This window comes from Pseudoalteromonas sp. APC 3694 (genome assembly GCF_030407565.1).
Classification (GTDB): Bacteria; Pseudomonadota; Gammaproteobacteria; order Enterobacterales; family Alteromonadaceae; genus Pseudoalteromonas; species Pseudoalteromonas tetraodonis.
In genome coordinates this window covers 1-19,958 of record NZ_JASDDE010000065.1, presented here as the reverse complement: position 1 = coordinate 19,958, position 19,958 = coordinate 1, and the positions used below count along the sequence as shown (strand labels likewise).

The following is a 19,958-nucleotide window of genomic DNA, read 5'->3' as shown; positions in this document are numbered from 1 at the left end:
ATAGCGACACGTTTAGCCCCGCAAAATGATTGAGTATTATTGCGGATTGGTATAAACGTAAAGCCAGTTTTAGCGCGGAGCACATATTTAAATGGAAAAATATATCGGCTTAATAATCATCGTATTACTATTAATTATTCAAAATCGCTACACTCTGCACATATATCAACACCTTGCTGAGCAGCACCCAGAACAATGGAAAAAATTATCACAAAATTCATTAGATGGGACACCCTATGCCAATCTTGCTGAGTCATTTAAAGATGGTTTTTTTTCGACTATCAACGACCCAAAGGTAGTCCGCTACCAGAAATTTAAAACTCTCAATTTATTACTAATGGCAATGATTACATTAGCAAGCTTATTGCGTGGTTTTTTAATATAAGCGATTAAAAAAGCGCAACCTAAGTTGCGCTCCAGTTTCATATGTAAAAGGTTACTGCCACGGTCTCTCTGCGGCTAACTGCTTTTCAAACGCATCAATTTGCGGATTGAGGGTTTCGGTTACACCGATAAAATCTAAGCCACTTAATAAACGTTCTTTCACGTCTTTGCGAATATCAAAGCGAATTGGCGCAAACTTATTGCTGGTAAGTAACTGGTTTTCAAGATCCACATCAATGTGAATATCGTCGTGCTGTTCACTTAACACAAATAACTCTTCCAGCGTTTGCGCTGGCAATGTAATAGCAAGCATTTGATTGTTACCACAGTTATTAAAGAAAATATCAGCAAAGCTTTCAGCTAAAATCACTTCAAACCCATATTGCTTTAGTGCCCATGGTGCGTGCTCGCGTGATGAGCCACAGCCAAAATTATCGCGGGTTAATAATATTTGCGCACCTTGGTAACAAGGACGATTTAAAATAAATTCAGGGTTTGGCTCGCCATTATCTAAATAACGCCAATCGTAAAACAGTGCTGCATCAAAACCATCACGGCTGGTTGAAGTTAAAAACTGCTTAGGAATAATTTGGTCGGTATCGACGTTGTTTTTATCAAGTGGGGCCATTAAGCCGCTAAAATAGATGCTCATTAAGCTTCTCCTCTAATATCAACAAAGTGACCATGTATTGCAGCTGCTGCCGCCATTGCAGGGCTCACTAAGTGTGTACGCCCGCCGCGCCCTTGGCGACCTTCAAAATTACGATTCGAGGTGGAAGCACAGCGTTTACCAGCTCCTAAACGGTCATCGTTCATAGCTAAACACATCGAACAACCCGGCTCGCGCCACTCAAACCCTGCAGCTTTAAAAATATCGGCTAAGCCTTCATCTTCAGCTTGCTGCTTAACTAAGCCTGAGCCTGGAACAATCAGCGCTTCAATACCAGCTAAAACCTGTTTACCTTCAACAATTTTTGCTGCAGCGCGTAAATCTTCAATGCGGCTGTTGGTGCATGAGCCAATAAATACCGTGTCTACTTTGGCGCTTGATAGTTTATCGCCCGCTTTTAAGCCCATGTATTTAAGCGCACTGCGAATTGCATCGGCTTTAATTAAATCGGTTTCTTTATCTGGATCTGGAATACATTCATCAACGCCAATCACTTGCTCTGGATTAGTCCCCCAAGTAACTTGCGGTTGAATACTGCCTGCATCTAACTCTACTTCTAAATCAAAATGAGCACCATCATCCGTTTTTAAAGTTTCCCAGTAGGCAACAGCGGCATCAAAATCAGCACCTTTGGGTGCAAACGGGCGCCCTTTTAAGTACTCGTAAGTGATTTTATCTGGGGCAATTAAACCTGCCTTGGCACCCATTTCAATGCTCATGTTACACAATGTCATACGGGCTTCCATTGATAGAGCTTCTATGCCTTCACCACAAAATTCAGCCACATAGCCAGTGCCACCAGCAGTACCTAGCTTACCAATAACCGCCATAATTAAATCTTTAGCTGTTACTGTAGGGCGTAATACACCGTTAATTTGAACTTTTAACGACTTCGCCTTTTTTTGCTGTAGTGTTTGCGTAGCTAATACATGCTCAACCTCTGAGGTACCAATACCATGTGCCAAGGCACCAAACGCACCATGCGTTGAAGTATGACTATCGCCGCAGACTATAGTGGTACCTGGTAAAGTAATCCCCTGCTCAGGGCCAATAACATGTACTATGCCTTGGTTTACTGAATTTAAGTCGTACAGCAAAATGCCAAATTCTTTACAGTTTGCATCCAGTGCCATTAATTGATTTTTAGAGACTTCGCTGGCTGCATCCAGTGAACGACTTTTAGTTGAAACATTATGATCCATGGTCGCAATAGTTTTTTCTGGACAGCGCACTTTACGATTTTTTTCACGTAAGCCTGCAAATGCTTGTGGTGACGTCACTTCGTGTACTAAATGACGGTCAATATAAAGTAAATCGGTTTGCTCATTAATACTGGCAACGGTATGTGCTTGCCAAATTTTATTGTATAAGGTTTGGGCCACTTGCTAACTCCCTGATCTGATTGAGTCACAGCCTAACGATGCTGTGGCTTTAATAATTAAATGCGTGAAACGATGGCCGCTGCTACATCGGTGGTGGTATAGCCGCCCTGCGGATAAATATCCGGCGTTCCCACACCCGCTTCAACCGCCTCTGCGACTGCTTTTTCAATCGTACGAGCCGCTTCGTCTTGGCCTAATGAGTAACGTAGCATTAAGGCGGCACTTAAAATTTGTGCGATTGGGTTTGCCACCCCTTTTCCGGCGATATCAGGCGCTGAACCACCCGCGGGTTCATACAAGCCAAAGCCTGATTGATTTAAGCTAGCGGAGGGTAATAGACCCATTGAACCGGTGATCATCGCGCACTCGTCCGATAAAATATCACCAAATAAATTATCGCAAAGTAATACATCAAACTGGCTAGGTTGTTTAACCAGCTGCATCGCTGCGTTATCTACATAAATGTAATCTAAGCTCACTTCTGGAAAGTCTTTACTCACTTCGGTTACCACTTCGCGCCATAAAACGCTTGATGCTAAAACATTGGCTTTATCAACCGAGGTCACATGATTGCTGCGCAACTTAGCGGCCTCAAAAGCAAAACGTGCAATACGCTCTATCTCTTTACGTGAATAAGTTTGCGTATCAAATGCAGTTTCTTCTGCCCCTTCGCCACTGCGGCCTTTCTCACCAAAATAAATACCACCCGTTAGCTCGCGCACACATAAAATATCAAAGCCTTTTTCGCTAATATCAGCACGTAGTGGTGATGCAGCGCTTAATGCGGGTAACAACTGAGCAGGGCGTAAGTTACAAAACAAACCAAAATGTTTGCGCAGTGGTAACAGTGACGCGCGCTCCGGTTGGTCATTAGGTGGTAAATGTTCCCACTTAGGCCCACCCACGGAGCCAAATAAAATAGCATCGGCGTTTTCACACGCTTTTAAGGTCGTATCAGGAAGTGCTTTGCCAAATTCATCAATGGCAGCACCACCAATAGCATGGTGCTCACGGTTCAGAGTAAAGCCAAACTTATCACTTACTGCATCAAGCACTTGCTCTGCAGCTGCCATAACTTCTGGGCCAATACCGTCGCCCGCTAATACGGCAACGCTGTAATGTGTTTTACTCATCCTGCTTTCCTTTGTTGTTTTAAATCAGACACTTTTTGTGCTCGATAAATTAAGTTATAAACCCGAACCATAGCGCGTACTGAGGCTTCGACCACATCGGCCGCAATACCGGCACCGTGATAAGGACGACCATCATATTTAGCAATAATATTCACTTGTCCTAATGAGCTTGCACCTTGGCCGGTGGCCTCTAAATTGTATTCAATCATTTCAACGCTCATATCAGTTAAGCGCTCAATGGCTGCAAATGAGGCTTCTACCGGGCCGTTACCTGTGGCCGCTTCTTGTTTTGCTTCGCCATCAATCAACAAACCTATCGTTGAGCTGGCTACCGATTGAGAGTTCGACGTAGAGTGAACAAACTCTAATTGATATTTTTCATCTTTGTCGCTGATTTGATTAAAGTAAATCATTGCTTCTAGGTCGTAGTCATATACTGTGCCTTTTTGGTCAGCTAACGCAACGAAACTTTGGTATAAGCTATCCATGTCGTAATCAGATTTTTGATAACCTAACTCTTCTAAGCGATGCTCTATAACATGACGCCCTGAACGCGAGGTCATATTTAATTGATTACTTGGCACACCCACACTTTCAGGTGACATAATTTCATAGGTATTTTGCGCTTTTAAGACACCATCTTGGTGAATACCTGAACTGTGGGCAAACGCATTTTCGCCAACAATCGCTTTATTTGGCTGTACCGGCATATTACAAATTTTGGCTACCTGGCGAGAAGCGCGATAAATTTCTTCGCTTTTTATATCGGTATATACGTTTAAATGGTCTTTGCGCATTTTCATGATCATCGCCACTTCTTCAAGTGAACAATTACCCGCGCGCTCCCCTATACCATTAATGGTGCATTCGATTTGGCGCGCACCGGCTTGAACGGCAGCAACAGAGTTAGCAACGGCTAAGCCTAAGTCGTTATGGCAATGCACACTTAAACGGGCTTTATCAATATTTGGCACGTTGTTCATTAAATGACGGATCATTGCTGCGTATTCATCTGGCGTTACAAAACCGACGGTATCTGGCAAGTTAATCGTGGATGCACCGGCATTAATAGCTTGCTCAACTATTTTGCATAAATCCCAATGTGGTGTACGTCCTGCGTCTTCACATGAAAATTCCACATCATCAGTGTAATTACGGGCTAATTTAATAGATTTAACCGCCATTGCAGTGGCATCATCAAGGCTCATTCGCAACTTGTGTTCAAGATGAAGCGGGCTGGTTGCAATAAAAGTATGAATACGGCTTTGCTGTGCACTGCGAAGCGCCTCGCCACAGGCTTCAATATCTTTGGCAACCGAGCGTGCTAAGCCACAAATAATAGGGCCTTTTACTTCAGTGGCAATTCGCTGCACTGAGCGAAAGTCAGCGGGGCTCGAAACCGGAAAGCCCACTTCCATGACATCCACATTTAAGCGGCTAATGGTATGCGCTAGTTGAATTTTATCATCTTCAGTCAGGCTTGCTTTAAGTGCCTGTTCGCCATCACGTAAGGTGGTATCAAAAATCCATACTTTATCTTGCTCTTGCATAACTGCCCCTCATTCCTGTGTTACCCAAATTTCGATTTATCCCTGCAGCGAGATAAAAAAAACCCCGCAATTGCGGGGTTTTGTTGTTTAGCTCAATGCAAACACACTAATCCCCGCTCACTTGCCACAGCAGTAAGAGGTTTAGTTTTAGTGTAATTAAACGATTAGTTTGCATTTGTTTTCTTGTGTGTGTGTCCAATGAGGCTTATTTTTATCATTGCAGCGCAGTAGGTGCAAGCATAAAAATGCCATAAAAATAATTACACAAGACTTTTAGGGGATTTTAAATTCAATAAAGAGATAAAAAATAGATAAAGATTTCAACCTCAGAGGGCGTGGCGTTTAAATTAACAAGCACCGTAAAGTACAGTGCTTATTTTAACTTTTTTTAATATTTACTCTTTCTTTTCTGCGCGTACGTAATTTGACGCACCACGAGTAATATAGCGTAACTGCCAAATAACTCGCTCAATTAGCTCATCGCGTTGCTGACCTTCAATATCGAGCGCTTCAGCGCCTGCATTAAATACCAAAGTAACCATAGCCTCTGCCTGAATATACGCATGAATAGCATCGCAGGGGGTTTCACTTTCTAAATAATGTGCGAGCTCTAAAATAAAGTGTTTCACTTCACGTGCTACTGCCGCTCTAAATGCTTTTGAAGTACCTGAGCGTTCACGCAGCAAAAGTCTAAACTGATTGCTTGAGTTATCAATAAACTCCATAAAAGTAACCACAGAGGTGTTGATGACACTGCCACCACTGGCTATTCGTCTGCGTGCTTGGCGCATCAGCTGACGCAGCGTTAAACCCGCTTCATCAACCATGGTTAAACCTAGCTCGTTCATATCTTTAAAGTGACGATAAAAAGAGGTGGGCGCAATACCGGCTTCGCGCGCTACTTCACGCAAGCTCAAATTTGAAAAGCTATGATCAGCACTAAGCTGATTAAAAGCAGCTTCAATTAATGCTTGTCGTGTTTTTTGTTTCTGTTGTGCTCTAACGCCCGACATCAACAGCTCCCTGAATGAATTTGTAATAAATTTTTAATTAAAAAAATAGCTAATAGTACAGTCTAATACTTGACGGCAGCAGATTGAAATATTATTTTAGCGTACAGTTGTACGCTGAGAAATGAGAAAGATGAAAAAACCACCACTTATATGGACCAACGTCCTTTTCTTTAGCCTGACGTTTTTGGCTGCTGTTACACTTGTACCTTGGTATGGGTTTAACTATGGCTTTACAGGCACACAATGGGCTGCTTTTGTAGCTTGCATGTTTTTCGCGGGATTATCGATCACTGCGGGTTACCATCGTTTATGGGCGCACAAAACTTACAACGCACACCCGGTCGTTGAATTTATTTTTGCCTTAGGCGGCGCGTTTGCTTTGCAAAACAGTGCACTGCATTGGAGCAGCGATCATCGTATTCACCACGGTCAAGTTGATGACCCTGTAAAAGACCCTTATGCCGCTACCAACGGCTTTTGGTATAGTCACATTGGCTGGATGCTGCGCGACTACCAAGGCGATAGCTACGGTGATTACAGCAATTGCCGCGACCTACAACGCAATAAAATTGTGATGTGGCAACATAAACATTATTTAAAGCTGGTAGTTGCCATGAATGTTGGTTTACCACTGGTATTAGGTTTAATGTTAGGTGATGTGTGGGGCATGTTATTACTAGCGGGATTACTTCGTTTAGTACTGAGCCAGCATTTTACCTTTTTTATTAACTCTGTTGCGCACATTTGGGGTTCTCGCCCTTACACAGAAAAAAATACCGCACGCGATAATGGCTTTTTAGCCTTATTTACTTATGGGGAGGGTTATCATAACTTTCATCATATTTTTGCGAGCGATTACCGCAATGGCATTAAATGGTTTCATTACGACCCAACTAAATGGATGATCCGCTCGTTAGCTGCACTTGGTTTAGCGAGTAAATTAAAGCGTACACCGGTTGAGCGCATAGAAAAAGCTAAAGCAGAAACCTTGATGAGCAAAACGCAAGGTCGACTCGCAAAATTGCCTTTAGCGCAAGATAAGCTTACATTATTACAACAAGAGTACGATTTGCTGCTTAAAAAACTGCAAAATTATTGCTCATTACAAAAACAAGTGTTGGAAGCTAAAAAAAATAATATGGCAAAGCAGTGTGAAAAGTCGGCATTAATGGCACAATATCACGAGCTTGAAGCCGCCTGGGAAACACAAAAACAGGCATGGCTAGCACTTAATGCGAGGTTATTAAAAGCCTCTTTTAGTTAAAATAGGAGTGGCTGTGGCCAAACAACCAGAAAAGAAAAAAGTACCCGTGACATACCAATATGATGCAATCATTATTGGCACGGGTCCTGGCGGTGAAGGGACCGCTATGAACCTCTCTAAAAGTAACAAAAAAGTAGCAGTTATTGAACGCCAAACAGCCGTGGGTGGTGGCTGTGTACATTGGGGTACCATTCCTTCAAAGGCACTTCGTCATTCTGTTAGTCGCTACATTGAATACAAAGCAAATCCTTTATTTAACGTAGGCGAGCGTCCGGTAAGACTTACCTTTCCTGATATTTTACGCCATGCCAGTTCGGTAATTTCAAAGCAGTCAAACTTACGCAGCAGTTTTTACGATCGTAACCGCATTCATATGTTTCAAGGCGACGCTAGCTTTGTTGATAAGCACACTATTGAAATTAGACGTAATGACGGCTCTACTGAGCGCCTTACTGCACAAACGATTGTCATTGCTACCGGCTCACGACCTTATCGCCCACCAGGGGTTGATTTCACCCACTCACGAATTTACGAAAGTGACACTATTTTAGGCCTTGAACACGACCCTCATCGCGTACTTATATACGGCGCGGGTGTAATTGGCTGTGAATACGCATCTATCTTTAAAGGGCTAGGTGCCAAGGTTGATTTAGTCAATACTCGCGATCGCTTATTGGCGTTCATGGATGCTGAAATATCTGATGCATTAAGCTATCACTTTTGGAATAGCGGTATTGTAATTCGTCATAACGAAGAATTTGATCGCATTGAAACCCGTGATGACTGCGTTGTTATGCATTTAAAATCGGGCAAACGTGTTAAAGCTGACTGTATTTTATTTGCCAATGGCCGAACCGGTAACACTGATACCCTTAATTTAGAAGCCATTGGCTTAAAAGCAGATAGCCGCGGACAGATAAAAGTAAACGAAACCTACCAAACAGAAATAGACAATGTATACGCAGTAGGCGATGTTATTGGCTACCCAAGCCTTGCTAGTGCTGCATTTGACCAAGGTCGAATTGCCGCAGATGCCATTGCTTCTGGTAACTGCGATGAAAAGCTGATTATTGATATTCCAGCCGGTATTTATACTATTCCTGAAATGAGTTCTGTTGGTAAAACAGAGCAGCAATTAACTGCCGCAAAAGTACCGTATGAAGTGGGGCGTGCGCAATTTAAACACTTAGCCCGTGCGCAAATTGCAGGTACCGATGTGGGCAGTTTAAAAATATTATTTCATACAGAAACCAAAGAAGTACTTGGCGTGCACTGCTTTGGTGAGCGTGCCTCTGAAATTGTGCATATTGGCCAAGCTATTATGGAACAAAAAAATGGTGGCAACACCATCGACTACTTTGTAAATACCACGTTTAACTACCCAACGATGGCAGAAGCCTACCGAGTTGCGGCGTTAAATGGCTTAAATCGCTTGTTTAAGTAATATTAAGCACTAGGTAACAAAAAGCCCGCTTGAATCAAGCGGGCTTTTTTAATAACTCATCGTTATTTAGAAACTATTTAACCTGAACTCTGGTTAAGAGATTTACTAACATATTGAATCAAAATGATATTTATTTTATTTTCTCAAGCTAGAGATTTTTAGTGAAAACAAGGCGAAATTACGCGTCAATAGCTAGCCTATTGCAAGTAAATTCAACGCAGTTAGCGCTGAAAATAGCTGCTTGAGATGGATTTATTATCCGGAGTTCAGGTTATTTATGATATTGCGCACTTAATTCATGCACGGCGTTAATGAATACACCGGCATTTTCTGGGTCAACATCTGGTGTAATACCGTGGCCTAAATTAAATACATGGCCATTGCCAGTACCAAAGTCTTCTAAAATAGTACCAACCTCTTGGCGAATACGATCAGGCGTACCATGAAGCATTGATGGGTCCATATTACCTTGCAGTGCAACTTTATCGCCAACACGACGTTTAGCATCACCAATGTTAATAGTCCAATCTAAACCTACTGCGTCACAGCCCGTTGCGGCAATCGCTTCAATCCACTGACCACCGTTTTTGGTAAATAAAGTAACCGGTACTTTACGGCCATCGTATTCACGAATTAAGCCATCAACAATTTTATGCATGTATTGCAATGAAAATTCATTGTAATCACGCGGGCTTAGTACACCACCCCATGAGTCAAATACCATTAGCGATTGCGCACCCGCTTTAACTTGCGCGTTTAAGTAATCTATCACCGAATCAGCTAGTTTATCGAGTAATAAATGCAGTGTTTGCGGCTCAGCAAACGCCATTTTTTTGATTTTACCAAATACTTTACTGCTACCACCTTCAACCATGTAAGTTGCAAGTGTCCAAGGCGAACCAGAAAAACCAATTAATGGCACTTCGCCTTTAAGTTCACGACGAATAGTGCTCACTGCGTTCATTACATAGCCAAGCTCATCGGTAGGATCGAGTTTAGGAATTTTTTTAACATCAGCTAGTGACGAAATTGGGCGTTCAAACTTAGGGCCTTCGCCGGTTTCGAAGTACAAGCCTAATCCCATTGCATCGGGAATAGTTAAAATATCACTAAACAAAATAGCTGCATCTAATGGGTAACGGCGCAAAGGCTGTAATGTTACTTCACAGGCTAACTCAGCATTTCTACACAGGCTCATAAAATCGCCCGCTTGTGCACGTGTAGCACGGTATTCAGGTAAATAACGTCCTGCTTGACGCATCATCCATACCGGCGTGACATCAACAGGTTGCTTGGCAAGGGCACGTAAATAACGGTCGTTTTTTAATTCGCTCATAGCGTATAGAGTCCTAGGGCTTTTAGAAATTGTGCAAGATTGTACCACCATATTCACGCCCCCTCTATCGCTAAGCGATTAAATCGCTACAGAGTAGCGCTAGATCAAGTAATTTTTAATTTTCATGTTGCTTTGTACATAAAACAACCAAACAAACGTTAATAATAAAAACTTTTCATTAAACTATTTGCAACATCTAAAAAAGCTTGATATTGTATCTCCCGCGTTAACAAAACAATAACAAAAATTGTTAATATAAAAATAATAAAAATCTCTAATAAAAATAAGAATGCTTGTTTAAACAAGTCTAATAAAGAAATTAAACCACCGTAATAGGTGGTTTTTTCTTGCCTGGAATAAATTACTTACAACTTATACCCTTAAACAAAATTCCCTCTGGTATTACATCTATTTTACTTGTTGATATACACGCCAATTAAATATATCTTGGATAACATAAGTTTTATTTTTAATTTAAAAAATCCAACCCAGCTTAGGAGAAAAATTATGCTGAAGCGTGTAGAAAAAGCTCAACAAAAGTGGGGGGGTAGCCATACGGTCATCGATAATTGGTTAAACGAACGCCAAGAGCTGATTGTGCTTTACTGTAAAATTGCAGGCTTTTCACCTTATGAGAAAAAAGATCAGTCTTTGCCTGAACCATCACAAATTCAGGCATTTTGCCAAATTTTAATGGATTATTTATCGGCCGGCCACTTTGAAGTGTACGACGATATTGCTAAAGCCTGCGAAAAGAAAGGCCTAGAAAGCCAGCAACTCGCTAATACGATATACCCACGTATTTCAGATACCACTGACATCGCTCTGGATTTCAACGATAAGTACGCTGAGGTAGACGCTGAAGATTTACTAGAAGGCTTTGATAATGATCTTTCAGTAATGGGTGAAGCACTCGAAGCGCGCTTTGCACTTGAAGATGAGCTGATTGATAACTTATTTTCTAATCACACTGACTAATTAGTTATTCAACGTAATAAAAAAGGGACCTAAGGTCCCTTTTTTATTATCTATAACGCTTATTCTGCAGCGGCAGCTTCTGCATCATTTTGAATTTCTAATAATTCAACTTCAAAAATAAGTGTTGAATTAGCAGGAATTTTACCTAAGTCACGATCGCCGTAAGCAAGGTCTGAAGGAATAGTAAATTTGTACTTAGACCCTACAGGCATAAGTTGTAAACCTTCAGTCCAACCAGGAATTACACGGTTTAGTGGGAACGTTGTCGGCTCGTTACGTGAGTAAGAGCTATCGAACTCAGTACCGTCTAACAATGTGCCTTTATAATGTACTTTAACCACATCAGTTGCTACTGGTTTTGCGCCTTCGCCTTCGCTCATTACTTCGTACTGTAAACCAGACTCAGTAACCATCACGCCTTCTTTTTTAGCGTTATCAGCTAGGTATTTTTCACCTTCAGCTTTGCTTTTTTCAGACTCTACTTTTGCTTTTTCTTCTTGTTTAGTACGCACTGACTCATCTAATGCTGTTAAAACTTCACGAATTTTCTCTTCGTCAATTTTTGCATTACCCGCAAGTGCATCTTCAAAGCCTCGCATTAATAAAGCTTGGTCTAATTCAATACCAATTTCTTTTTTATCCGCTAGGTCTTTATTTAAAAAGTTACCCACAGATGCACCAATACCGTACGCTTGTTGCTGTGCTACAGTGTCTAGCTTAACGTCTGCTTGCTCTTTTTTTGCTTCTTGATTACAAGCTGTAAGCGCTAAAACTGACGCTGCAATCAATGACAATTTAATCGTCTTTCTCATTTTAAATCTCCGACACACTTTGCAGTTGCCATTTATTGTAATATTACTAGTTAAAGATTAACGGCCTACATGGTAGGCTGCTTGTTTAATAGCTAAACTAAAAACATATCCAGTGATTAGACAAACAACCTAGGCGTTTTTCGCAATCTAGTCTAACCTCTCAGTCACTAAGAGTTAAGAGGAAATACCTGTAATATGTCGTTATTTCGTACTTTTTTAGTCGCCACTTGCTGTTTATTAACAATTGCATGTAGTGATGAAAAACAACAAGCAGTGGCCAGTTTTGAGCACACTGCACAGGGCGCCTTTTCATCTGCGTTATCGCACGATGGTCAATACAGCTTAGTGTCTTCTATCAATCATGGGGTCGCCCTTTGGGATAATCAACAGCAAGCGCTTAAATACCAATGGTTTCAACAGCAAGCCGAAGATAGCTTAGTTTATGCCGTAGCCATTGCTTTTGATAATAGCGTGGCTGTTACCGCCGAAAAAACCACCTTTGCGGTCTGGGATATTGCCACTGGCAAAAATAAAGGTTTTTATAAAATACAAAAAGCCAGCATTCGCGATATTGCCATTAGCAACCAAGGCCAAAGTGTTGTTTACGGGCGCAGCGATGGCGTTGTGGTATTTATAAACCTTAACACTGGCAGACGCATTGAATTTTTAGGCCACCAAGATAAAGTAAACACCGTAGACCTATCACCTAATGGGCGCTATGCATTGAGCGGCTCTAACGATTATGTTGCCTACTTATGGGATACTCAAAGTGGGCAAGTAGTTCATCGCTTTAATCACCCAACCCGAGTAACGCAGGTCGCTTTAGATCCTCAAGGGCGCTATGCTTTTACCGCCGACAGTATGGCACAAGCAAATGTATGGAAGCTGACTACAGGTGACCTTGTCAGTAAACTAAAGTATATTGCGCGTCAGAAAATTTTTACCGCAGTGCGCTTTAACGATCAAGGCACTTTATTAGCAACCGGTTCACCCAATAAACGGGTTGATTTATGGCAGCTAGCCAGCGGTGAAAAAATTCAAACATGGCAAGTTACCCCGCGAGAAGGCAGTAAGCCCAAATCGGCAGTGGTACTTGATGTGGCATTTACAGATAACGGTAAATCATTGTTAACTGAAAGCTCAAGCGGAATCGCTGAGCGCTTTATTATACGAGAACCAAATGAACACAATTGAACATCGGCTAATGGAACTTGAGGCTAAAGTGGCTTTTCAAGACGAAACAATTGAAATTTTGAATGATGAAATAAAAGTTCACCAGCAACAGTTGGCAAAAATAAAGCGCCAAACCGAGTTGCTGGCTGAAAAACTTAAAGAGTCGCAAGCATCGCAACCTATGATGTCGAATATGCCGGAGCCTCCGCCACCGCATTACTAAACTGTTTAGGTTTAGTCGCCTGGATTAAACACGCCAATGATCTGTTCAAATTGGCGTGTTGATGCCTGCACAGCCTGCTCTGGTTGAGCCATTTTATGACCACACTGCATACATTCAACTTTTTCTACGTCATGCTCTTTGTAGAGCATTAACATATCCATGGTTTTACACTCAGGACACGTTGCTCCAGCAATAAATCGTTTTTTATGTTTCACTTCGTTTTTCCTACCATTTTGACTGACGTTATTTTATCGCAATATTTGCCTACTTGATACGATTGATATAGCTAATAAGATCCGTGTTATAATGGCCGCAATTCAATCAAGGCACAGTAAAGTAACGTATTTATGATCCAAATCTCAGAAATAGAACTGCTTCGCGGTGGCAAAGCTTTATTAAAAAATGCATCGGCTACATTATTTCCAGAGCACAAAGTAGGCCTTGTTGGTGCTAATGGCTGTGGTAAGTCAACGCTATTTAGTTTATTAAAGTCTGAGCTTTCGTTAGATGGCGGTAATTGCAGTATTCCTAAAGATTGGTCACTGGCCTCAGTAAAACAAGAAACCCCCGCCCTTGAAATAAGCGCTATAGATTACGTACTGCAAGGCCACCCTGAATATTATGCGCTACGAATTGCTTTGCGTGAAGCTGAGCAAACCAATGATGGCGACACTCAAGCTAAAGTGCATATTCAGCTTGAAAATATTAAAGGCTATAGTATAGAAGCCAAGGCAGGAGAGCTGTTACATGGTTTAGGCTTTGCTAATAATCAAATAGAAAACCCAGTAAGTGCATTTTCGGGTGGTTGGCGTATGCGTTTAAACTTAGCCCAAGCGCTTATTCGCGATGCCGACTTGCTGTTACTGGATGAGCCTACAAACCACCTTGATTTAGATGCTGTGTATTGGCTTGAGCGTTTTTTACGTGCCTACACTGGTACATTGGTACTGATATCTCATGACCGAGAGTTTTTAGACGCTGTGGTCGATCAAATTTGGCATATAGATAAACAACTTATTAATGTGTACAAAGGTAACTACTCGCAGTTTGAACGCCAAAAAGCTGAGCGTTTATTACAGCAGCAAGCCATGTTTGAAAAACAACAAGAACAAATTGCCCACTTAGAGCAGTTCATTACCCGCTTTAAAGCCAAAGCCAGTAAAGCCAAACAGGCACAAAGCCGTGTTAAAGCGCTAGAGCGCATGGAAAAACTTGCCCCAGCACATGTTGACTCGCCATTTGATTTTGAATTTGCTGAGCCAACCGCTCTGCCTAACCCGCTAATGACACTCGACAAAGCCAAAGCCGGTTATGGCGATGTCACCATTTTAAACAGTATTAAGCTGAACTTAGTACCAGGCAGCCGTATTGCACTACTGGGTAGAAATGGCGCAGGTAAATCAACACTTATTAAGCTGCTCTCTGGTGACTTACAACCTCAAGCAGGTGAAGTGTTTCAGCATCAGGGGTTAAACATTGGCTACTTTGCGCAGCATCAATTGGAATCACTTGATTTAAAAGCCAGTGCCGTCACTCATCTGCAACGCTTAAACCCTAAAGCCAGCGAACAATCACTGCGTGACTTTTTAGGCGGTTTTGCCTTTGTAGGCGATAAAGCACTCGACCCTGTAGCACCGTTTTCAGGCGGTGAAAAAGCCCGTTTAGTACTGGCTATGTTGGTTTATCAAAAACCAAATTTACTACTACTCGATGAGCCAACCAACCACCTTGATTTAGAAATGCGCCACGCTTTAGTTATGGCATTACAAGGCTTTGAAGGCGCTATGGTCACGGTATCGCATGACCGTCATATGCTTAAAAATACCGCCGATGAATTTTATTTAGTTGATAATGGCGAGGTCACCCAATTTGGCTACGACCTAGATGCATATTATCAGTGGCTGCTTAATGCTAATAAAGGAGCCGCTAAAAACGACACCGACGAAGAGCCAAAAGCCCATTCACAAGTTAACCGTAAAGAGCAAAAGCGCTTAGAAGCCGAGTTTAGAAAAGCGATTCAGCCGCTGAAAAAGCAAATTGAAAAACTTGAAAAGCAATTAGATAAGTTTGCTGCAGAATTAGCTGACGTTGAAGAGGCGCTCGGAGATAACACACTTTATAACGATGAAAATAAAGGCAAGCTTAAAGAGTTAATTACTAAACAAGCCACACTTACGCCTAAGCTTAATAATGTTGAAGAAGAGTTATTAATGGCCCTTGAAGAGATGGAACAAAAAGAACAGGCATTCGCCGATGAACTTGCTTAACAGCAACGATTTTTGGCAGTTTGCATGTCAGCTTTATAGCGAAGATGGCATGCAAGCGCGCCTGTTAGATTACCAAAACCTGCAAGGTAAAAACGTCAACCTATGCTTGTTGCTGTATTACTTAGATTCTCTCAATCTAGCTATTAACCAAACACAGCTGAGCAAGCTTGAACAATCAATTAGTGAGTTTGATCAGCAAGCATTAAAGCCTCTACGTACTACCCGCGCCTATTTAAAAACAAATCAAACCGAGATTACCGATTACGCCGCAATTCGAAAAGCACTTCTCGGCGCCGAGTTGAAGTTAGAAAAGCAGCAACAAATAATATTGATTGATGTAGTTAATAGTATGGATTTAACAGCCTGTTCAACGCCCAATAACAGCGATAAATATTTGGCATAATTTTTCACCATTATTTTCATCAGATCACTTATATTATGAATATTAGCTCGTTATATACGTGGTTACTTTAGTTTGTTTTATAAGCCAAGCTGCATATCTTTGGCTTTGTATTGAAACACCTCTTCTAATGGCAAGTTAAAAACTATAGAAATTTTAAAAGCCACTTCTAGAGAGGGTGAATATTTATTTGCCTCAATTGCCATTACCGTTTGCCGAGTTACACCAATAGCATCTGCTAATTGCTTTTGCGTCATTTCATCGCGTAAAAAGCGTAATGTTCGAATAGAGTTAGTTATTACATACTCACTCATAAATATTACCCGTTCTACCTTTATAAAGCTGCGCTATATAGTTGACTATTTCGGCAATCAAAAAAGCACCTACCATGACGTGCATTGGTAAGTATGGAATATTATATTCGATAGCTGGGCCCCAGTTATTAGCTTCAATTTGATATTGAACAATAGCAACACAAATTCCCGTCTGTAATATTATGGCCTTGTATTTATAACCCACTAAATTTATTTGCTTTTCTCTCACATCAGGTGGCTGATTTAATTCATTATCACTGATAAATGAAAGTAATAAATAGCTCAATACTATAAGTATCACAGAATAAATTAACACCTGTAGCAATAAACCAGATAACCAAGAAACAGAACTAAGCTGCTGCGTACTCGCATTCATTAGGCTGTTTACATAAAAGTAAGATATATACACGCTTACTAGTAAATCGATACTCAGTGTCAGTTCTCTAAAACTTATGCCTTGTAAAAATTCTTTAAAGTGCTCTGAACGAGTCATATAAAGCTAACCCCAAGTAAAATATTTTTGACTTTAAAACTATAAGTTCACTCTTTAGCCATGTCAAATATATTTAACACTAGGTTTATTTTATTTAACCTAAAACAAAGCAACGGTTATTCAAAGCTGAACTTTGCTGACCATCTTTATTATAAAAGTGATTAAAAAATCGCAGATAATTTACTAAAAAGTGCAAAATCGACTTAACTTTATTGATCAAAATCAACATCTGCATTGCCCATTTTATAATCTGTTAAATAGCTTGATCTGGATCATATCAAGCCCTGCCAAGCCAGCCTATGATTAACCCATAGACATCAGGAGGCCATTATGGACGTATTCTTTAGAGATTTTTTTAGCGACCCAGTACTATTTTTATCATTTGGATTTTTAGGCGTCGTTATTAGTTTATGCCTCTTCTTTGTGTATTTTTTCATGAAAAAAGTACACGATGCAGATATTAAAGAACAGCATTAAGCACGACGCACAAAGCGCCTTATTAGTTTACTGATTAGGCGCTTTTTATTTTTAAATATAAAAAATTTGCTACACTAGCGCTTCGTTTATTGCAAAGTGCGTAGTACAGACATGATCCCTAAGTTCAAACCCGCATGGTGGATGACCAACCGACACGTTCAAACCATAATGCCGCGTTTTTTTCGTCCTTTTCACCATACTCGCTACGAACTTGCGCAACTTGATACACCCGATGGTGACTTTATTGAGCTTGCTTGGTCACTCCCGCATAACGAAACGGCGCCGCTCGCAGTAATACTTCATGGACTTGAAGGCAACATAAATAGTTTTTATGCCAAAGGCATGATGAAAGCATTAAAAAAGCAAGGGTTTGCAGTGGTGCTAATGCACTTTAGAAACTGCTCAACCGAAGTTAATCGCCTGCCAAGAGCCTACCATAGTGGCGACACTGCCGATTTAGCTTTTTTTATAAACCATTTAAAACAGCAATTTCCAAAGCGCCCGATTGTGGCGGTTGGCTTTTCATTGGGTGGTAATGTGCTGGCTAAATATTTAGGGGAAGAACACATTCACTGCCCGCTTAGTGCAGCCGCCGTGATATCTGCGCCCTATGATTTGTCATCATCTAGTGATGTTATTCGTAAAAGCTTAGGTAAAATTTATCAAAAATATTTGCTCGATCGGATGAAAAAGTCGATGCAACGCAAACTCCCACAAATTAAACAGCAGATACCGATCACCACTGATCAGTTAATGGAAATTGATGATTTATTAGAGTTCGATAACCAGCTTACAGCACCGCTACATGGCTTTGAAAATGCGCACGACTACTACAAAAAAGCCAGTGCCATGCCGTATTTAAAAGATATTGCGACACCCACACTAATTATTCATGCCAAAGACGACCCTATGCTGTCGATTAAAGCAGTTCCAAGTAGTCAGGATGTAAGTGAGCATGTTACGCTGCGCATCTCAGAGAGGGGCGGCCACGTAGGTTTTATTAGCGGTAACAACCCATTTAAACCCGTGTTTTGGTTAGAGCAAGTGGTGCCTGATTATTTTAAGCAATGTGTATTTAATAACACCGATAAAGAGTGGCTATGATTATTCCTTTTGAACAACTTGATAAAGACACACTGTACAACCTAATTGAAAGCTACGTTTTGCGCGAAGGCACTGACTATGGCGAACAAGAGTTCAGTATTGAAAGTAAAGTAGCGCAAGTAAATCAGCAATTAAAAAGCGGCGAAGCTATGGTGTTTTTCTCTGAGCTACATGAGTCGGTCACCATAATTTCTAAAAGTGAATTCAAAGCACTACAAAGTGAAGCGCAATTCGACGAGTAAACTTGTCAGACACGGCGTAAAAATAGACAATGGCTTTTTTAACTTAAAGAGCCATTATAAATGATAAAACTAAGCTCAATAGTTATTGCAATGTCGATTGCATTAACAGGTGCAGTACACGCAGAAATTACTCCCTCAGATAAAGCAATTAAGCTTACACACGATACTATTTTAATCGATACCCACATTGATGTACCTTACCGTATTCACGCAAAATGGGCTGATGTAACTAAAGCTACTGATGGCGGCGATTTTGATTACCCTCGTGCAGTAAAAGGCGGTTTAAACGTGCCATTTATGTCGATTTATATTCCTGCTCATTTAGAGTTTGAAGGCAAAGGCAAAAGCTTTCAATTAGCGAATCAACTTATTGATGGTATGGAAGCAATTGCACAACGTGCACCTGACAAGTTTGCCATTGCCAGCTCAACAAGCGATATCGAAGCACAATTTAAGCAAGGTAAAATGTCGATTGCCATGGGTATGGAAAACGGATCGCCTATCGAGGGCGAAATGAAAAACCTACAACACTTTTTTGATCGTGGCGTGCGTTATATTACCCTAGCTCACTCGCAAAGCAATCATATTTCTGACTCATCATACGATATTCGTCGCAAGTGGAAAGGCTTAAGCCCATTCGGTAAAGAGCTAGTAAAAGAGATGAATAACATCGGCATGCTGATTGATGTATCGCATATTTCGGACGATGCATTTTATCAAGTAATGGAATTGTCTAACACACCCGTTATTGCGTCACACTCTTCACTACGTAAATACACGCCGGGTTTTGAGCGTAATATGAATGACGACATGCTGTTAGCTCTTAAAAAGAACGGTGGTGTTATTCAAATTAACTTTGGTTCAAGCTTTGTTACTGCTAAAGCAGGTACGTGGGGCAAACAGTTAAAAAGTAAAAAAGAAGCGGTAAAAAAAGATGGTACTAAGTTAAGTAAAGATTTTGATGCGATGTACCGCGCTAAAAACCCCTACCCATTTGCAAGCTTAGAGCAAGTGCTTGATCATATTGATCACGTTGTGAAGTTAATTGGTATAGAGCATGTTGGTATTGGCTCTGATTACGACGGCGTAGGTGACTCACTGCCTATCGGCTTAAAAGATGTGTCTAGCTACCCAAACCTTGTACAAGGCTTAATGGATAGAGGCTACAGCGATAGCGATATTAAAAAGATTTTAAGCGGCAATACACTACGCGTTTGGAAACAAGCCGAAGCGTATGCGAAAAAGCATTAGGCTCTAGGTATCAGGTATCAGGTATCAGGTATCAGGTATCAGGTATCA

At 41.1% G+C, this 19,958-nt stretch carries 21 protein-coding genes; 11 read left to right on the top strand and 10 right to left on the bottom strand.

Going from position 1 to position 19,958, the window contains the following annotated elements; all coding sequences use genetic code 11:
* The first annotated feature begins 91 nt into the window (after positions 1 to 91).
* The gene (locus QMA00_RS16390) at positions 92 to 385 is read left to right on the top strand and encodes a hypothetical protein (protein WP_013466154.1); all 294 of its coding nucleotides are present in this window, start codon (positions 92 to 94) and stop codon (positions 383 to 385) included.
* 51 nt (positions 386 to 436) lie between these two features.
* On the opposite strand, the gene leuD is transcribed toward QMA00_RS16390, so the two are convergent.
* The 5 genes from leuD to fabR all read right to left on the bottom strand — a co-directional run bounded on the left by leuD (position 437) and on the right by fabR (position 6,132).
* Positions 437 to 1,036 carry a 3-isopropylmalate dehydratase small subunit gene (gene leuD, locus QMA00_RS16385; protein WP_028834822.1) on the bottom strand — a complete coding sequence of 200 codons (600 nt, stop codon included), beginning with the start codon at positions 1,034 to 1,036 and terminating at the stop codon, positions 437 to 439.
* Positions 1,036 to 2,436: a 3-isopropylmalate dehydratase large subunit gene (gene leuC, locus QMA00_RS16380; protein ID WP_262976923.1), complete on the bottom strand. Its 1,401-nt coding sequence runs from the start codon at positions 2,434 to 2,436 to the stop codon at positions 1,036 to 1,038. Before leuC ends, leuD begins: the two co-directional genes overlap by 1 nt.
* A 56-nt stretch (positions 2,437 to 2,492) precedes the next feature.
* Positions 2,493 to 3,569 (bottom strand): 3-isopropylmalate dehydrogenase, encoded by a 1,077-nt coding sequence (leuB, locus tag QMA00_RS16375; protein WP_013466156.1) that lies wholly within the window; start codon positions 3,567 to 3,569, stop codon positions 2,493 to 2,495.
* Positions 3,566 to 5,119 (bottom strand): 2-isopropylmalate synthase, encoded by a 1,554-nt coding sequence (leuA, locus tag QMA00_RS16370; RefSeq protein WP_076922626.1) that lies wholly within the window; start codon positions 5,117 to 5,119, stop codon positions 3,566 to 3,568. Before leuA ends, leuB begins: the two co-directional genes overlap by 4 nt.
* 395 nt (positions 5,120 to 5,514) lie before the next feature.
* Positions 5,515 to 6,132 (bottom strand): HTH-type transcriptional repressor FabR, encoded by a 618-nt coding sequence (fabR, locus tag QMA00_RS16365; protein ID WP_013466159.1) that lies wholly within the window; start codon positions 6,130 to 6,132, stop codon positions 5,515 to 5,517.
* 130 nt (positions 6,133 to 6,262) lie between these two features.
* Between fabR and QMA00_RS16360 the strand changes: the two genes are divergently transcribed.
* Positions 6,263 to 7,396, top strand: coding sequence for a fatty acid desaturase (locus QMA00_RS16360; protein WP_024602170.1), 1,134 nt, complete (start codon positions 6,263 to 6,265; stop codon positions 7,394 to 7,396).
* Positions 7,397 to 7,409: 13 nt separating this feature from the next.
* Positions 7,410 to 8,840 (top strand): Si-specific NAD(P)(+) transhydrogenase, encoded by a 1,431-nt coding sequence (sthA, locus tag QMA00_RS16355; RefSeq protein WP_175610054.1) that lies wholly within the window; start codon positions 7,410 to 7,412, stop codon positions 8,838 to 8,840.
* Between the two features lie 271 nt (positions 8,841 to 9,111).
* Here sthA and hemE read toward each other — a convergent pair whose 3' ends face one another.
* A complete protein-coding gene (hemE, locus tag QMA00_RS16350; protein WP_013466162.1) occupies positions 9,112 to 10,176 on the bottom strand; it encodes a uroporphyrinogen decarboxylase in 1,065 nt (354 codons plus the stop codon).
* A gap of 507 nt (positions 10,177 to 10,683) precedes the next feature.
* Between hemE and QMA00_RS16345 the strand changes: the two genes are divergently transcribed.
* Positions 10,684 to 11,154, top strand: coding sequence for an Rsd/AlgQ family anti-sigma factor (locus tag QMA00_RS16345; RefSeq protein WP_013466164.1), 471 nt, complete (start codon positions 10,684 to 10,686; stop codon positions 11,152 to 11,154).
* Positions 11,155 to 11,213: 59 nt separating this feature from the next.
* On the opposite strand, the gene fkpA is transcribed toward QMA00_RS16345, so the two are convergent.
* Entirely contained in the window at positions 11,214 to 11,966 is a 753-nt protein-coding gene (gene fkpA, locus QMA00_RS16340; RefSeq protein WP_028834821.1) for an FKBP-type peptidyl-prolyl cis-trans isomerase, read from the bottom strand.
* A 195-nt stretch (positions 11,967 to 12,161) separates the two neighbouring features.
* Between fkpA and QMA00_RS16335 the strand changes: the two genes are divergently transcribed.
* Both QMA00_RS16335 and QMA00_RS16330 read left to right on the top strand, forming a co-directional pair.
* Positions 12,162 to 13,160 carry a hypothetical protein gene (locus QMA00_RS16335; RefSeq protein WP_076922625.1) on the top strand — a complete coding sequence of 333 codons (999 nt, stop codon included), beginning with the start codon at positions 12,162 to 12,164 and terminating at the stop codon, positions 13,158 to 13,160.
* Positions 13,147 to 13,362, top strand: coding sequence for a SlyX family protein (locus QMA00_RS16330; RefSeq protein WP_013466167.1), 216 nt, complete (start codon positions 13,147 to 13,149; stop codon positions 13,360 to 13,362). Before QMA00_RS16335 ends, QMA00_RS16330 begins: the two co-directional genes overlap by 14 nt.
* Positions 13,363 to 13,373: 11 nt before the next feature.
* Here QMA00_RS16330 and QMA00_RS16325 read toward each other — a convergent pair whose 3' ends face one another.
* On the bottom strand, positions 13,374 to 13,577 hold the full coding sequence (locus QMA00_RS16325; RefSeq protein ID WP_008114218.1) for a YheV family putative zinc ribbon protein: 204 nt from the start codon (positions 13,575 to 13,577) through the stop codon (positions 13,374 to 13,376).
* Positions 13,578 to 13,709: 132 nt separating this feature from the next.
* On the opposite strand from QMA00_RS16325, the gene QMA00_RS16320 reads away from it, so the two are divergent.
* Both QMA00_RS16320 and QMA00_RS16315 read left to right on the top strand, forming a co-directional pair.
* A complete protein-coding gene (locus tag QMA00_RS16320) occupies positions 13,710 to 15,629 on the top strand; it encodes an ATP-binding cassette domain-containing protein (protein WP_076922624.1) in 1,920 nt (639 codons plus the stop codon).
* Entirely contained in the window at positions 15,616 to 16,032 is a 417-nt protein-coding gene (locus QMA00_RS16315; RefSeq protein ID WP_076922623.1) for a TIGR02444 family protein, read from the top strand. The genes QMA00_RS16320 and QMA00_RS16315 overlap by 14 nt, the downstream gene beginning before the upstream one ends.
* 77 nt (positions 16,033 to 16,109) lie before the next feature.
* On the opposite strand, the gene QMA00_RS16310 is transcribed toward QMA00_RS16315, so the two are convergent.
* Together QMA00_RS16310 and QMA00_RS16305 are read right to left on the bottom strand one after the other, a co-directional pair.
* Entirely contained in the window at positions 16,110 to 16,343 is a 234-nt protein-coding gene (locus QMA00_RS16310) for a helix-turn-helix transcriptional regulator (protein WP_013466171.1), read from the bottom strand.
* Positions 16,336 to 16,836: a hypothetical protein gene (locus QMA00_RS16305; RefSeq protein WP_076922622.1), complete on the bottom strand. Its 501-nt coding sequence runs from the start codon at positions 16,834 to 16,836 to the stop codon at positions 16,336 to 16,338. Before QMA00_RS16305 ends, QMA00_RS16310 begins: the two co-directional genes overlap by 8 nt.
* Positions 16,837 to 17,424: 588 nt before the next feature.
* Between QMA00_RS16305 and QMA00_RS16300 the strand changes: the two genes are divergently transcribed.
* From QMA00_RS16300 to QMA00_RS16290, 3 genes are read left to right on the top strand one after another with little or no spacing between them, the layout of a single operon-like run.
* Positions 17,425 to 18,417 carry a hydrolase gene (locus tag QMA00_RS16300; RefSeq protein ID WP_076922621.1) on the top strand — a complete coding sequence of 331 codons (993 nt, stop codon included), beginning with the start codon at positions 17,425 to 17,427 and terminating at the stop codon, positions 18,415 to 18,417.
* The gene (locus tag QMA00_RS16295) at positions 18,414 to 18,659 is read left to right on the top strand and encodes a YheU family protein (RefSeq protein ID WP_008114225.1); all 246 of its coding nucleotides are present in this window, start codon (positions 18,414 to 18,416) and stop codon (positions 18,657 to 18,659) included. Before QMA00_RS16300 ends, QMA00_RS16295 begins: the two co-directional genes overlap by 4 nt.
* A 60-nt stretch (positions 18,660 to 18,719) precedes the next feature.
* Positions 18,720 to 19,910 carry a dipeptidase gene (locus QMA00_RS16290; RefSeq protein WP_076922620.1) on the top strand — a complete coding sequence of 397 codons (1,191 nt, stop codon included), beginning with the start codon at positions 18,720 to 18,722 and terminating at the stop codon, positions 19,908 to 19,910.
* Positions 19,911 to 19,958 lie beyond the last annotated feature (48 nt).